At 71.9% G+C, this 15,575-nt stretch carries 10 protein-coding genes; 1 reads left to right on the forward strand and 9 read right to left on the reverse strand.

All coding sequences use genetic code 11. From position 1 onward, the window contains the following. Positions 1-42 precede the first annotated feature (42 nt). Positions 43-2,784 (forward strand): ATP-dependent helicase, encoded by a 2,742-nt coding sequence (locus C475_RS11665; RefSeq protein WP_006884037.1) that lies wholly within the window; start codon positions 43-45, stop codon positions 2,782-2,784. 38 nt (positions 2,785-2,822) lie between these two features. Here the strand turns inward: C475_RS11665 and C475_RS11670 are convergent, their stop codons facing one another. The 9 genes from C475_RS11670 to C475_RS11710 form a co-directional block, all read right to left on the reverse strand. Beyond that, positions 2,823-3,287 (reverse strand): twin-arginine translocation signal domain-containing protein, encoded by a 465-nt coding sequence (locus C475_RS11670; RefSeq protein WP_049930502.1) that lies wholly within the window; start codon positions 3,285-3,287, stop codon positions 2,823-2,825. Between the two features lie 157 nt (positions 3,288-3,444). Next, entirely contained in the window at positions 3,445-4,668 is a 1,224-nt protein-coding gene (locus C475_RS11675; RefSeq protein WP_049930514.1) for a lactate racemase domain-containing protein, read from the reverse strand. Between the two features lie 63 nt (positions 4,669-4,731). Further along, complete coding sequence (locus C475_RS11680; RefSeq protein WP_006884040.1) at positions 4,732-5,580, reverse strand: phosphatase PAP2 family protein; 849 nt, start codon at positions 5,578-5,580, stop codon at positions 4,732-4,734. Positions 5,581-5,827: 247 nt separating this feature from the next. After that, complete coding sequence (locus tag C475_RS11685; protein WP_006884041.1) at positions 5,828-8,572, reverse strand: AAA domain-containing protein; 2,745 nt, start codon at positions 8,570-8,572, stop codon at positions 5,828-5,830. Positions 8,573-8,611: 39 nt separating this feature from the next. Continuing rightward, on the reverse strand, positions 8,612-9,700 hold the full coding sequence (locus C475_RS11690) for an AAA family ATPase (protein ID WP_006884042.1): 1,089 nt from the start codon (positions 9,698-9,700) through the stop codon (positions 8,612-8,614). A 70-nt stretch (positions 9,701-9,770) separates the two neighbouring features. Further along, positions 9,771-11,195, reverse strand: a complete 1,425-nt coding sequence (locus tag C475_RS11695; RefSeq protein WP_006884043.1) for a DUF7519 family protein — start codon at positions 11,193-11,195, stop codon at positions 9,771-9,773. Continuing rightward, positions 11,195-12,499 carry a DUF58 domain-containing protein gene (locus C475_RS11700; RefSeq protein ID WP_006884044.1) on the reverse strand — a complete coding sequence of 435 codons (1,305 nt, stop codon included), beginning with the start codon at positions 12,497-12,499 and terminating at the stop codon, positions 11,195-11,197. Before C475_RS11700 ends, C475_RS11695 begins: the two co-directional genes overlap by 1 nt. Further along, positions 12,492-13,370: a DUF7269 family protein gene (locus C475_RS23875; protein WP_006884045.1), complete on the reverse strand. Its 879-nt coding sequence runs from the start codon at positions 13,368-13,370 to the stop codon at positions 12,492-12,494. The genes C475_RS11700 and C475_RS23875 overlap by 8 nt, the downstream gene beginning before the upstream one ends. Further along, a complete protein-coding gene (locus C475_RS11710) occupies positions 13,367-15,517 on the reverse strand; it encodes a DUF4129 domain-containing protein (RefSeq protein ID WP_161625193.1) in 2,151 nt (716 codons plus the stop codon). Before C475_RS11710 ends, C475_RS23875 begins: the two co-directional genes overlap by 4 nt. Positions 15,518-15,575: the final 58 nt, after the last annotated feature.

The raw sequence follows: 15,575 nt of genomic DNA on the forward strand, positions 1-15,575 counted from the left end.
ACCCACTTGACGGCGCGGTGCTAACCGGAGAGCCGAGGCCACATGGGAGGACGCGAGCTGTTGGACGCGGCAGACGTGGGTGTCGACGCCGCCGACGCAGCGATCGACGACGGCGACGTACTCGACCTGCTGGAGCCGCCGGTCCGGGAGTGGTGGGTCGAGCAGTTCGGCGCGTTCGTCCCCGAGAACGGCGGTTTCTTCACGCCACCCCAGAAGGAGGCGGTCCCGCTCATCCACGAGGGCGAGAACGCGCTCATCGCGGCGCCGACGGGGTCGGGCAAGACGCTGGCGTCGTTTACCAGCATCATCAACGAACTCTTCCGCCGCGAGCGCGCCGAGGGGCTCGAAAACTCCGTCTACTGCCTGTACGTCTCGCCGCTCAAATCGCTCGCCAACGACATCCACCGCAACCTGGAGGTGCCGCTCGACGGCATCACCGAGAAACTCGACGAACGGGGCGAAGACGCCGAGATCCGCCACGCCATCCGTCACGGCGACACGAGCGACAGCGAGCGCCAGAAGATGCTGCAGACGACGCCGCACATCCTCAACACGACGCCGGAGACGCTCGCGATCCTCCTCAATTCACCCAAGTTCCGGGAGAAGCTTCGGACCGTCGAGTACGTGGTCGTCGACGAGATACACAGCCTCGCGGAGAACAAGCGGGGCACGCACCTGTCGGTGTCGCTGGAGCGACTGGAGGCGCTCGCCCACGGCTCGCCGACCCGCATCGGCTGCTCGGCGACGGTCGAACCGCTCGACGCGATGGCGGAGTTCCTGGTGGGCCGGGCGTCGCCCGGCGGCGACCCGCGCGAGTACGAACTCGTCGACGCTCGCTTCGCCCGCGAGTTCGACATGGAGCTGACGTGTCCGACCGACGACCTAGTGAACACGCCGCCCGACGTGGTCACCGACCGCTTCTATCGGGACCTGCACGACCTGATCGGCGAACACACCAACACGCTCGTGTTCACGAACACCCGGTCGGGCGCCGAGCGCGTGTTGCACAACCTCCGCGAGCGCAACGACGACTACGACGAGTCCAACTCGGGCTGTCACCACGGCAGCCTCTCGAAAGAGCGCCGCCAGGAGATCGAACGCGACCTCAAGCAGGGCGACCTCGACGTGGTGACGACCTCGACGAGCCTGGAACTCGGGATCGACATGCCCCACATCGACCTCGTCGTGCAGGTCGGCTCGCCGAAATCCGTCGCGTCGCTGCTCCAGCGCGTTGGACGAGCGGGCCACCAGCTCGGCGAGACCGTGACGGGGCGGGTCGTCGCGCTGGACCGCGACGAACTCGTCGAGTGCGCGGTCATGCTGAAGAAGGCCGAGGAGGGGTTCGTCGACCGGGTGTTCGTCCCCGAGCGCGCCCAGGACGTGGCCGCCCAGCACGTCTACGGCATGGCCATCGCGGAGATCCGACCCGAGGCCGAGATCCGAGGGGTCCTCGAACGTGCGTACCCCTATCGGACGTATACGGACGAGGAGTGGGAGTCCTTGATGCGGTACCTCACGGCGGGATACGACGGGATGGAAGACAAGAACGTCTACGCGAAAGTGTGGCGCGACACCAACGACGCGCCCGACGGCGAACACCACTACGAGGAGTACCCCGTCGGTGCCGACCTGATGGGCAAGCGCGGCCGGCTCGCGCGGGTCATCTACATGACCAACATCGGTACCATCCCCGATTCGTTCACCTGCGACGTGTACACCCGCTCGGGCGACGAGTGGGTCGGGCAACTGGACGAGGAGTACCTCGACACCCTCGAATCCGGCGACGTGTTCGTCCTCGGGGGCCAGAACTTCGAGTACCGCTACCGCCGCGGGTCGAAGGTGTACGTCGACCCCACGGCGGCCCGGCCGACCGTCCCCTCGTGGTTCTCCGAGCGGCTTCCGCTCTCCTACGACCTGGGCCGCGAGATCTTGCAGTTCCAGCGGGAACTGCTCGACAAGCTGGACCGCGGCGGCGCCGGTGCCGTCCGCCACTGGCTGCGGGAGTACCCGCTGGACGAGAACAGCGTCCGCGCGGTCGCACGGATGTTCGAAGAACAGGTGAAATACGCGGGATTCGAGAGCGTCAGCACCGACGAGCGGCTGGTCGTCGAGGAGGAACTCGACCGCGAGGAGTACGAACGGCGCTACTACGTCCACTCCAACTACGGCCGGCGGTTCAACGACGGCCTCTCGCGGCTGTTGGCCTACCGGATCGCCCAGGAGGCCAACGCCAACGTCCAGGTCGCCGTCGCAGACAACGGCTTCTCCCTCTCGATGCCCCTGAACCGGAAGGTCGACGTACTCGGGGTCGTCGACGACATCCACCCCGCCGACGTGCGCGAGGACCTTCGCGCCAGCCTGGAGGGGACCGACCTGCTCCAGCGCTACTTCCGGATCGACGCGACGCGGGCGCTGATGATCCTCAAACGCTACAAGGGCTACGAGAAGTCCGCCGCCGAACAGCAGATGAACTCCGAGATGCTGCTCGGATTCGCCGAGGACCTGGGGGAGTTCGCGGTCATCGAGGAGACCTACCGCGAGATACTGGAGGATAAGCTCAACGTCGGCGCCATCGAGGACGTGCTGGCGGCCGTCGAGGCCGGCGAGGTCGCCGTCGAACACTTCCGCGTGCGGTCGCCCTCGCCCCGTTCGTTCGGCCTCGCGACGCTGATGGCCTCGGACGTGGTGCTCGCCGAGGACGAGAGCGAGGTGCTCCAGCGCTTCCACGAGCGCGTCGTGGAGGAGATCGACGACGCCGCCGAGCCGGGGCTCGGTGAAAGCTGAGCGCCAGCGGGAACCGGCTGTTTCGCGACTTGGAACGCCTACATCCCGTCGTCGGTCTCGGTCATCCCGCCCATCGTCTCGTTGCCGCCCATTCCGCCCATCCCGTCGTCGGTCTCGGTCATCCCGCCCATGCTCCCCATCTCGTCGTCAGTCTCCGTCGAGTCCATGCCGCCGCCCATCCCGCTCTCGGTTCCGTCGTCCATCCCGTTCTCGGTGTCGGTCGTCCCCATCCCGTCGTCCATCGAGTCGTCCATCGACCCGTCCATCGAGTCGTCGCCGGAATCGTCCATCGAGTCGTCGCCGGAATCGTCCATCGAGTCGTCGCCGGAATCGTCCATCGAATCGTCGCCGGAATTGTCCATCGATCCGTCCGAGTCGTCCATCGACTCGCCGGAATCGTCGGTCGGCGTCCCGTTACCCTGGTCGGAGCAGCCTGCGAGCGCACCGACGGCTGCGGTCGCAAGTGCCCCGCGAACGAATCTGCGTCGAGTGTGTTCAGTCATGGCTTCGTCCGCGTCGGCGCCCGGCGACCGGAAAAGGTATTTTCGAACTCCGGTCGGAGGGTCGGCAAACTCCGTTCGGTCCGCGCTCGGAGTCCGTGCAAACTCCGTTCAAAATTCGGCGGTCGGGTCGAGGGGACTACGGGCTGGCGCCCGACGCTCAGACCAGCAGCGTGTCGAGCGCGTCGGGGACGACGAGCACCTCGCTGCCCGGTTCGACGGCGTCGGCGACCGACTCGCGAGCGTGCATGAGGCACTCCTCGACCACCTCGGGATGCTCGCTGTCCGTGACGTAGACGTCGTGGTCCCGAAGCGCGCGGGCGACGACGAACGCTCGCTGAGCCCCGGGTTCGTAGCCCTCGCGCATCTCGTCGTAGAGCGCCCCGGGGCTCTCGGCCCCGGAGAGCCACTCGTAGAACCGCCGCTCGCCCGTTCCCTCGCCGGCGCCCTCGGGCAGGGCCGCTGGGATCACGACGCGACCACCGTCCCGAAGCGGGTTGCGGGCTCCGAGGACGACGTACGTCGCCGCTCGCGTGGTCTGGTAGAGGTTGGCGTCTTTCGGCGCACCGACGCCCGCGACGACGGCGTCGTATTCGTTCGCGACGGTCGCGGCGAGCGCCTCGCGGGCCGTCTCGGCCAGGTCGCCGACGACCGCTCGCGGGTCGCCGGCGGCGGCGCCGAGGATGCCGCTCGGGCCGTGGGTGACGTTGAGGGAGAACGCGACGCCCGCCAGGTCGCCGGCCTCGTCGACGAACTCGCGGAAGGGATTGTCGTCGACGCGACCCAGTCGCACGCCGTCGCGGGCGAGCAGTTCCGGGCCGTGGGTGTAGCCGATCTGGGACTCGCCGCCGGCGCCGACGACGACGGTCTTCGCGCCGCCCGAGAAGCCGGCGTACTGGTGGGGCTCGACCATCCCCGTCGCGAGGACGGTGTCGACCCGGGTGAGTCGCTCGTTGATCTCGACGGGGACGCCGTCGACTGTCCCGACTTCGACCGTCGCGTCGGGGTCGTGGTTGGCTGCGAGGTCGGCGTGCTCACCGAGCGCGCGGTCGATCTCCGCGTCGTCCATCGGTCGGTGGAGGCCGAGGCCGAGGAGCACGGTCACCTGCTCGCGAGCGACGCCGGCAGCGCGGAGTTCGTCGAGCAACACGTCCAGCAGTACGTCGTCAGGAGTCGCGCGGGTCACGTCGGTGACGACGATCCCGACCGTGTCGTCGGGGTCGATCCGGCGGGCGAGTCGCGGGCCGTGCGGGTCGTCGACGGCCGCTTCGGCGGCCGTCCGCGGGTCGACGGCCTCGCCGCCGGGCGGCCGACAGACGGTCACGTCGCAGTCGGGCAGCGAGACGGAGACGGATCCCTCGCCCAGTGGGAGTTCGACTGGCACGCTCGCCCGTAGCACGGCCGCCGCCGAGAGCCTACCGGTCACCACCGGTTCGGGGCTCCGTTCTCAGTCGGCGGCGGACGCGCTCCCGAACCCGTCGAACCGCCCGACGAGCGCCGGCAGCGCGACGATGCCGACGACCAGCCCGGCGTTGGCGACCGCCGTCGGGACCAACGCCGGCTCGACCGTCTCGACCACGGCGATGGCGACGGCGACGAACGCCACGCCACCGACGGTGACCGCGGCCCGCTCGACTCGCGACCGGAACCGCTCGGCGCGAGTTCGCCACAGCGACCCCGCGAGCCCGCCGATGCTCCCGCCGCCGGCCAGCGCCGCGTCACCGGGGTCGGTCGTCAGGATCACGGCCGGCACGGCGCAGACGACCGCGAGACCGAAGACGACGCTCGGGCCGCGGTCGAGCGCGACGGCGACCACGCCGACCATCGCGAGCCCGACGGCGAAGCCGGCGAGTACGTCCCCGAGGTAGTGGACGCCGACGACGACGCGCGAGAGGCCGACGAGAGTGACGAGTACGCCCGCCCCCGCGAGGAGCTTCGGGTCGCGATAGCGGTCGAGCGCGACCAGCGTGCCCCCGTAGACGGTCGTCGCCGCGATGGCGTGGCCGCTCGGGAAGCCGACGGGGCTGGGGTCGGCCGCGATCCGGCGGACGGCCGCGGGTGGTCTCGGCAACCCGAACCAGTATTTCAGCGCCAGCGTCAGCGACACCGCGACGAACGCGACGCCGACCACCGTCAGCAGCTCGCGCCGTCGGGACTGGTCGTTCCAGTACGCCAGCGACAGCGCCACCATCAGGAACTTCGCGCTCCCCAGGACCGTGAGAACTCCGAACACCGGCACCAACTCGTCCGGAACCGACCTTCGGATCGCCTCGCTCGCCGCGACCAGCCGAAACATGTCCGACCCCGAGCCGCGCCGCCCGCTTATAACTTCGCTCACGCCGGCACCCCCCGCCGGCCTCGACCGTCGAAGCTAGTGATAAATCCTCGCCACGGAGTGAAACTGAAACGGTTCGGAACTAGATATAAATCCCAGCCACACGGTGAAAGTGAAGCGACGGATCACTACTGAAAAATGATAGTCACGGGGCGAAAGTGGAATCCAGCGATCGACGGACGCTAGCGGTGAAACTCGGATCGGTAGGTCAACGCGCCCACTCGACCATCCGACCGTACGTGTCGTCGGTACCGAGCGCGTCGGCGTCGCCGACGAGGACGAGCGCCTTCTTGGCGCGCGTGAGCCCGACGTTGACGCGGCGGTAGTCCTCGAAGATGGGAGAATCGAGCGACCCCGTGGCGACGAAGGAGATGACGATGACCTCCTTGCTCGATCCCTGAAATCGGTCGACCGTGTCGACGGCCACCGCGTCGGGGACGTGCTTGCCGATCTCGGCGACCTGCGCGCGAAACGGCGCGATGACGCCGATCTCTCCGGCGGGGACGCCGGCCTCGCGGTAGGCCGCGACGGTCTCGGCCACGGTTTCGGCCTCGACGGGGTTGGTGTTGCCCCTGGCCGTGCCGTCGGGGTCGACGAACGCGACCTGGTCGCGGAGGTGGACGGGCAGTGCGTCCACGTCGACGCCGTCGAGCTGGCTGAGGTGCTGACCGGCGACCTCGCCCGTCGCCGGTCGCAACTGGCCGTCGTAGAACTCCCGCGACGCGAACGCCTGGATGCGCTGGGCCATGCGGTACTGCCGGTCGAGCATCACCGACGCCTCGGGGTAGCGCTCGATGAGCCGCTGGAACAGCGACCGCGAGAGCGTCGCACCGGGGGCCGGATTTCCGTCGTCGCCGGTCGGCAGATCCGCGGTGTCGGGTTCGTCGGCCTGGACGACCGGCGGGAGCTGCTGGTGGTCGCCGACGAGGACGAACCGCTCGGCGAGGTTCGTCGCCGCCAGCGTCCCGGGTTCGGTGAGCTGGCCGGCCTCGTCGACGACCGCCGCGTCGAAGTCCTGCTCGCGCATGATCCGCGACCCGCAGGTGGCCGTCGTCGCCGCGACGACCTGCGCGTCCCGCAACTCGGCGACTCGCTCGTCGGGGTCGCCCGCTCGCTCTAACCGGTAGTCCTGCATGTCCGCGCGGACGCCGCTCTCGGTGCCGACGCGGACGAAGTCGGTGAACCCCTGCTCGACGAGCGCTTCGAGCGCGTTGTCGACCGCCCGATTCGTGAACGCCGACAGCAGGACGCGCTCGTCCCGGTCGACCAGCGCTTGCACGATGTGTGCCAGCGTATACGTCTTCCCGGTGCCCGGCGGCCCGTGGATCAGCGCGCAGTCCTCGCACCCGACGGCCAGTTCGACGGCCTCGTTCTGGGCGTCGTTGTTCGGGACGAACGTCTCCTCGACCTCGCCGAATTCGGGCTCGCGGCGGCCGAACAGCACGTCCTTCTCCTCGGGCGACTGGGTGAGGACGGCGTCGTGCAGCGCGGTGAGCATCCGGTCCGTCGAGAGTTCCGAGGGATACACGTCGAGGCGGCGCAGTTCGACCGGCTCGTCGGCGGTGACGACGACCTCCGGACCCTTTTCGTCGGACTCGGGGTCGTCGGCGCCTCCGCCCAGCCGTTCTACCCGGGCGAGTTCGGCCTCGCCGCGGATCGGGTCGCCGTCGCTGGCGAGAACGAGGTCGCCCTCGCGGATCTTCGAGACGGCGCCGGTCCCCCGGGCACGCAGCTCCCACGTACCGCCGTCGAGCTCCCGCCGTTCGGTCGGTTCGAGGTCGACGAGCGCGCGGTCGTCCTCGGCCCGCTCTTCGGGGCTCTGCTCCCAGAGCTTGGCGTACTCGCGGTGGACGGCGCGCCGTTCGCGCTCGATGGACTCGTAGACGCGATCGAAGTACTCGCGCTCTTCGTCGGGGACGGGCGAGCCGACCACACCGGCCTTGGACTCCTGGCCGAGCCGGCCGGAGACGGCCATGCAGGTGTCCTGTTCGAAGCAGTACTCGCACTTGGCGTCGGCCTCGTAGCCCGTCGGCACGTCGACGCCGTACTCCATCGCCGCCAGCGCGTTCCGCGTCCGGAGGACGAACTTCAGGAAGCCCGAGCCGATGGAGAACTCCTTGGCCGGCGAGAGGTCGCCGCTCTCCTCGTTGCGCTCGACGGCCGCGTTCTTGGTGTAGAGGAGCGTCCCGGTGTCCGGCGGCTCGCCGCGGCGCTCGCCGAGGATGAGCGCGTAGCAGGTCGCCTGCACCTTGTCGTGAAAGCGCGGCTCGCGCTTGGTGTTCTTGCCCGTCTTCAGCTCGACGGGCATCCCGCGGCGGACGGCGTCGGCCCGCCCCTTCAGCCCGTAGGTTTCGCTAACGAGCGTCATCTCCGAGCGCCACTCGTCCTGATCGGTAAGTGTCCCCTGCTGGAGCCACCCCTCGATGGCCGAGGCGTTCTGGCGCACCTCCTCGCGGACCTCGTCGGCGCTCCGACCGAGCATCCCGAGTTCGAGCCCGGCCTCCTCGACGCGCTCGTCGATCGATTCGTCCAGGTCCCGCCCACGCAGGAGGTCGCCGAACACCTCGTGGACGATAGTCCCCTTGACCACCGGGTAGGCGTTGGGCACGCCGCCGATCTTGTTGAGGTAGTACATCCGCGGGCACTGCACCCACGAGCGCACGTCGGTCACGTCGACGAGGAAGTCCGGTTCGACGACGACCATCGAGTCGCCGGTCGTCGAGAACTGCTGTTCGCCGCGGTACTCCCGTTCTTCGGGGTCGGTCACCGCCAGCTCCATTCCGGCTTCGAGATACGTCGCCGTCTCGGTCCACTTGTTCCACAGCGTCACGGTCGTCGGTTCGCCCCGACCCCGGTCGGGCCGGAGGCTCACCTCGACGAGTTCGCTCTCACCGTACTGCGTCGAGACGGTCTTCGGGTCGCTCACGTCGACGACGACACCGCGAATAGTCACGCTCCGATTACGGGCGGGCCGCGGGAAAAACGCTGTCGATTAGCGGGGGTCGCCGGCGTCCGGGTCGTCGTCGTTCCTGCCGTCGACCCGTGGTTGCCCCGGGTCGTCGAGTCCGGCTTCGCCCCGGGTCTCGCGCTCGCTCCCGCCGGGGTCGGGCGCGTCGGGCGAGACGGCGGGCACGTCGACCGCCGAGAGGGCGTCGGCGACGACCCGTTCCGGATCGACGCCCTCGACGGTCGCCTCGGTCGTCATGACCAGACGGTGAGCCATCGTCGCCCGAGCCAGCCGCTTCACGTCGTCCGGCGTCGCGTAGTCGCGCCCGGCGACGACCGCCCCCGCCCGCACCGCCTCGAAGACGCGCTGGACGCCCCGGGGCGAGACGCCGATGTCGGTCCGGCCGTCCTCGCGCGTCTCCCGCGCGATCTCGATGATGTACCGGCGTACCTTGTCGTCGACGCGCACGTCCTCGGCCAGGTCCTGCAGGGCGAGGACGGTGTCGGGGCCGACGACGGGGTCGACGCTCGGCGCCAGCGACCGGCGGCTGGCGCGCTTGTCCAGCAGGTCCATCTCCCCCTCGACCTCGGGGTAACCCATCGAGGTCTTCACCGCGAAGCGGTCGCGCTGGGCCTCGGGCAGGCGGAAGGTCCCCTCCTGCTCGACGGGGTTCTGCGTCGCGATCACGACGAACGGCTCGGGCAGCTCGTGGGTGGTCCCGTCGACGCTGACCTGGCCTTCCTCCATCGATTCCAGCAGGGCGGCCTGGGTCTTGGGCGGCGCGCGGTTGATCTCGTCGGCCAGGACGACGTTGGTGAACACGGGCCCCTCGGCGAACTCGAACGCGCGGTCGTGCTCGTTGTAGACGTTCGACCCGGTCACGTCGGCGGGGAGCAGATCCGGCGTGAACTGCAGGCGGGTGAACCCGAGCCCGAGCGACTCGGCGAGGACCCTGGCGAGTACCGTCTTCCCCGTCCCCGGCACGTCCTCGACGAGGACGTGTCCCCTCGCGATGACGGCCGAGAGCGTTTCGAACAGCACCGACCGCTCGACGACGACGGCCTCCTCGACCCGCTCGACCACGTCGAGACACACCGCCGTCGCCTCGTCGACGGTCAGCTCCTGGTCGGTCATACCGACGCCTGTGACCCCACCGACAAGAAGCTATGCGTTCGGCCGGTGCGAGTCCGTTCGGGTCCGAACCTCACCCCCGGAGAAGCGCGCCGAGCACTAGCGTTCCGACGACGGCCGCGGTCATGGCGAGGGTGTGGCCGCCGGTGCCGGCGCTCGTCCGAACCGCGTACAGGGCGGTCGCGCCGAGGACCGCGACAGCTCCGATCCCGACGGCGAAGACGCCGTGATACAGTTCGAGCCGTCTGGTCTCCGGTCGGTGGCCGAGTTCGGCCGCGAGTCCGAGGCCGAACGATCCGGCGTCCCAGACGACGAGCGCGCCGGCGACGGTGGCGAACACGAGCGGCGCGGCCAGCCCCATCGAATCGGCGCCGACGGCCGCCAGGACCAGCCCGGCCGCCGCGAGCGCGGGACCGCCTGCCCGGTCGGGGAACAGGCCGATGCGGACGGCGACGAGGGCGGCCCCGACGGCGACGAGCAGCGCCAGCGGCGCGAGCAACACGCCGCCGAAGACCGGGAGCGGACTGAAGACGAGGAACCCGGCGGCCGCCGGGAGCACGCCCAACAGCAGTACGACCAGGTACCCGCCGCCGGCCACGCCGGCCGCGACCGTCTTCGTCCTCCGCTCGCCGTAGCGCTGGGTCACCTGCCGGCCGGCCACGGCGACGCCGGCCGAGAGCAGCGCGAGCCCGCCGACGGCCAGCAGCGGCCCGACGACCGGGGCCGACGCGAGCCGCCGGACGACCGGCGTCGCGCCGGGGACGAGCGCCACCGCGGGCGAGTCGGTGGTAGTGAAGATCAGCGAGACGAGGCCGACGCTGACGGCGACGGCCGCCAGCAGGGAGAGCGCCCGCTCGCCGCGTTCGAGGCGCGCCCGGACGGCGTCGCGACGAGGCCGAGGGGTCAGCTGGACGACCGGCAGCCCCTCCAGCGAGAGCCGGACCGCACCGAGTACGGCGCCGAGGACGAGTAGGAAGCCGACCGCGGCGACCGTCGGGTCCTCAGTGGCGACGGTGCTGTCGACGAGCCGCCAGCCGAGGAATCCCGCACCGAGGGCGATCCCGGCGCCGAACAGCCAGACGAGGCCGAAGACGTACGAGAGGATCCCCTGCGAGAGCGCGGACTCCAGCGTGTCGTCGTCGCCTATGTCCGCCCACGCGGCCGCCGTCCCGAGCAGGGCCAGCGCGTAGCCGCCGACGAGAAACGGGTTCCCGGGCGTCAGCGCGACGAGCAGTCCCAGCAGCGTCGCGCCGGGGAGAAAGAGGAGGTGGCCGACGACCTTCTCGCCGAGGGCGTCGCGGTCGAGCAGGGCGACCCCGGCGGTCGCCAGCCCGGCCACGAGCCCCAGACCCGTCAGGAACGTGGGCTGGCCGACGACGAACCCGGTCGCCAGCGCGAGGCCGACGACGGTCGCGGCCGCGATACCGAGGCTCGTCTCCCTGGGCCGCCCCTCGTCGCCGACCGCCGAGGGCCGGTCGAGTCGCGGACCGAACGGCATCAGGCGCCACCCCCTGGGGCCCCCGCCGAGCGCCTGGCTTCGACTTCGAGCGCGTACTCCAGCGCCAGCGCCAGCGGCGTCTCGCGGCGCCAGTCGACGGTCCGCGCGCCGGTCGACTGGCAGCGCGCCAGCCGCGTTCGCCGCTCGACGCCGTCGAGCCGCCCGCCGACGGTCGTCGCCGACACCACGTCAGGCGAGAGGACGGTCTGCGCCCGCCCGAGCGACGCCCACGTCTCGACGGCCTCGACCGGTCGGCCGTCCAGCAGCGGCGAGACGAGCAACAACTGCGCGCGCGGCCCCGAAACCTCCGCGACCTTCCGGAACTGGTAGGTCGCGTCGACCGGCGTCTCCACGTCGTACTCGACGGCGCGCTCGACGCTCGCCGTCAGCCGCGAGCGGTGGTCCGACCCCGTGCCGGGCTCGATCCAGTCGAGCCCGCCCGGCCCCCTGGCCTTCTGACCGACGACGGCCAGGCCCACGTCGTGCCCGGCCCGCATGAGCGCGGTGACGGTTCGGACGGCGGCGTAGGCCGACCGTTCGACGGCCGTGGGGCGGCCGGGACCGGCGGCGACGCGGTTTCGCTCGCGGGCGTCGAGGACGACCACGACCGTCGTCGAGACCCACCGCTCGTACTCGACGGTGGCGAGTTCGCCCCGCTGGGCGTAGCCCCGCCAGTCGATGCGGTCGGCGGCGTCGCCGTGGCGGTACTCGCGAGTGGAGTGAAACTGCACGCCCCGGCCCGGTCGGTCGGCGGAGAGCCGGCCGACGAAGTCGTCGCCGCGCTCGGACAGCGGCGGCGCGCCCGCGTCGAGCCGACAGACCAGCCGCTCGTCGCCCGACGGGTGGAGTTCGGTCGTCGCGACCATCCCGGCGCCGCCCGAGCGCAGGCGCGCCCGCGGCGGCTCGAAGTCGTACTCGCCGCGGCGGGCGACGACGATGTACTCGACTGTCACCGTCTCGCCGGGGTCGAGCGTCGTGCCCGCCCGCGGCGACCCGTCGACGACCTGCAGGTCGTCCGGCACCCCGTCGACGAGGCGGAGGTCCGACAGCGTCCGATCGCCCTCGTTGGTCGCGGTGAGCGCGACGCTGACCGGTCGCCCCGGCGGGGCCGGCGTCGGATCGACAGCCCGTGAGACGGCCAGGTCCTCGGGGGAGTCCACCGTCGAGAGCGTGCCGTAGGCGACGAACACGAGCGGGATCGCGGCGGCGAGGACGAGCGTCGCGCTGCGGTTCCAGACGCCCGCGACCGCGAGGACGAGCGCCGCCGCGACCGCCCCGCGCCAGCGGACCCGGCGCCTACGCATCGTCCCACACCTCCCCGAGCAGGTCCTCGGGGTCGTCCGCGTCGCCCTCGGTCCCGGGGTCGTCGCCTCGCTCATCGGACGGTGACTCACGAACCGACGCCCCGTTCGCGTCGTCGTCGGCCGCGCCGTCCCCGTCGTCGGTCCGGCGTCGCTCGGCCCCGGCCGCTCGCTGGAGCCGACCGTCGGCGGCCCGCTGGAGACTGCCGAGCGCGGGCGCCAGCGTCGGGACCGTCCGCGGGGCCTCCTGGCCGACCACGGGCGGGAGTTCGCGCTCGGCCGCCTCGTCCACGGCCGCGACGGCGCGAGCGGCCCCGCGACGGACGACGCGCTCGGGGAACAGCCACGCGCGGAGGCGCGCCCGGAACGACAGTCGAGGGAGGCTGACCCGCTCGTCGACGACCGCCGCGGCGACGCGGTCGTCCGTCCAGGCGCCGGTCGCCAGGAGCTCCTCGACCGCGTCGGAGTCGGTCCCGCCCGCCGCGAGCACTCGACTCAGCGCGTCGCGCAGCGGCGGCCGGACCACCGCGAACCCCTCCTCGACCGTCTCCGCGCCCCTGGCGCGCTCGCAAGCATCGACGACGAGCGCCGCGAGCTCGTCGCCGGTCACGTCCGCGGGGTCGGCCGTCTCCTCGGGCGTCCCGTCGGCCAGTCCGCCGCCCTCGGCCCAGGGCGCCGGCGCGACCGCTTCCCCGTCGGCGCCCGACCGGTAGAGTTTGCCCACCGCGAGGGCCAGCCCGGTCAGCACGAGGACGAGCGCACCCCCGCCGGCTTCCGAGGCCGTCACCGGGGTGAGCGCGACCGCCAGTAGGACTCCTGCGCCGATCGCGCCGGTCCCGGCCACGCCGAGCAGTCCCGCGAGCCAGCGGTTCACGATTCGTCCTCCCGCTCGCGCTCGATGGACTCGAAGGCTGCCCGGGCGCGCTCGCTCCGGTCGTCGGTCGGCCGGTCGCCGTACTCGACCTCGCGGAAGGCCTCGGTCAGCGCGCGAACCGGTCGCTCCGGTAGCCCGCGTTCGATGGCCGCCCGCGACACCTCCCCCGGCGTCGACTGGCGCCAGCTCCCCGGCTTCACCCGGCTGGCGAACCGCCGCCAGAGCGCGCGGATCGAGCGCCGCTTTCGGCCGTCTTCGTCGCTTCCCGTTGCGCTGCGGTCGGTCGCGACCGCCGAGCGACCGCCCTCGCTGACTTCGCCGTCGGTGTCGCGCTCCCGGCGAGCCCACCGGCGGTACGCGACGACGGCGACCCAGAGCGCGACCAGCCCGCCGAGGAGTCCCAGGGCGCCGAACCGGTACGTGAGGCCCGCGAGCACTCCGGCGGCGAGCAGGGCGCCTGCGACGCGGCCGAGGGTGAGTCGAGCGGTGAGCGTCCGACGAGTTCGGCCGGGGAACGACCGGAACCACTGCCACAGCCGGGCGGCCAGCCCCCCGATCGACGACGGGAGCGCGGCGAAGCGGCTCGCGACCCCTCCGAGCAGCGCCGCGAACCGGTCGAGGCCGGCCGCGACGCCGTCGGCGACCGCGAGCGCCGCTCTGCGTGTCCACGCTGTGAGTCCGACCGACCGCTCGGCGACCGTCCGACCGCCGGACGCGACGGTCCGCCGGTGTCGAACCACCGCCGCGAGGGCGACGAGGGCGCCCGTCACGAGCAGCCCGACACCCTCGCCGACGGCGAGGCCGACGAACAGGACGGCGAGTGCGACCCACCACGTGGCGATGCGTCGTGCGGCGGTTCGGTCGCGGACCCGTGCGGCGACGCCGGTCGCGGCGACGCCGACGACAACCAGAAGCGCGCTCGCGAGTATCGTCGACGCGTAGGCGGTCCACAGCGGGGTCGTCGCCGACTGCCGGTCGGTCTCGACCGCGACCGTCCCGCGCGGGTCCGCCGGGAGCGCGAACGCGACGGTCCCGTTCCCGTCGGTCGACCCCAGCCGCGACCCGTCGAGAGCGACGCCGGCGTCGGCCGCGGGCTTCGGCCCCGCGGCGGCGGCCACCAGCGCCGGCTCGCCGGGGACGGGCAGCCCCTCCTGGGGGACGAGCGCGGCGTCGAGCACCCACACGTCGACGGTTCGCGAGCCCGAGAAGTCGCCGCGCTCAACGGTCACCGACAGCTCCGCCGCGTCGGCCGGGACCGCGAGTTCGTAGCGCCCGTCCGCCGTCGTCCGGCCGGCTCGTTCCCCGTCGATATCCACGGCCGCGCGGCCCACGGGAACCCCCGCGATCGCGGCGCGGACGGTCACGTTCGTCCCGGGGTAGGGTTCGCCGACGACCGAGAGATTCACCGCTCCGCTGACCGCGTAGGCGCCGGTGTCGTTTCCGTCGGCCGTCTGCTGTCTCGCACCCGTCCACGGGCCGTCGCCGAGCGCGCCGCGGTCGGGGTCGACCGCAGCCCGCCCGACGCCGCCGGCCGGCGACGCCCCGGCTCCGACGGACAGTTCGACGGGTCCGTCCCCCTCACCGTCGCCGGCCGGCGGCCGGAAGAACTCGCAGTCCTCCCCCGGCACCCGGACGGTGACGTTCAGCTCGCGCGTGTAGGGCACGCGGCCCTCGACGCGACCGGCCCGGTCGGTCCGGCCGACGAAGCGGTCGCCGAACCAGACGGACACGTCGGGGGCCGGCCGCAGGTCGTCGTAGACACGGACGGAGACGACGCCGCCCGGGACCGGGTCCTCCTCGACGACGACCCCGCACCCCCGCTCGATGGGGGCCCCGTCGTCGCCCGGTATCGGGAGCGGCTCGTCGATGTCGTCTCCGCCGCCACCGGGCACCCCCCCACCACCCCCACTGCCTCCACCGCCGCCACCGCCGCCACCGCTTCCACCGCCCCCGGCGTCGCGTCCACCGCCAGCGTCGGCGTTCGACTCGCGTCCCGGGTCGAAGCCGCCCGCGTCCGGCGCGACCGGGGCGACGAAGGCGGCGACGACGAGGCCGACCAGACAGAGCCCGACGAGCGCGGCCTGTCGGCGGTCGACACCTGCGGCTTCGCCGCTGCCGGTCCCGTCCGTCGGTTCGGTATCTGACACGATCTGACCCTCTCGACCGGCACCGCGGGCGGCCGTTACCGCGGTCGCCGGGTAGTTG

The organism is Halosimplex carlsbadense 2-9-1, from assembly GCF_000337455.1.
GTDB classification, from domain to species: Archaea; Halobacteriota; Halobacteria; order Halobacteriales; family Haloarculaceae; genus Halosimplex; species Halosimplex carlsbadense.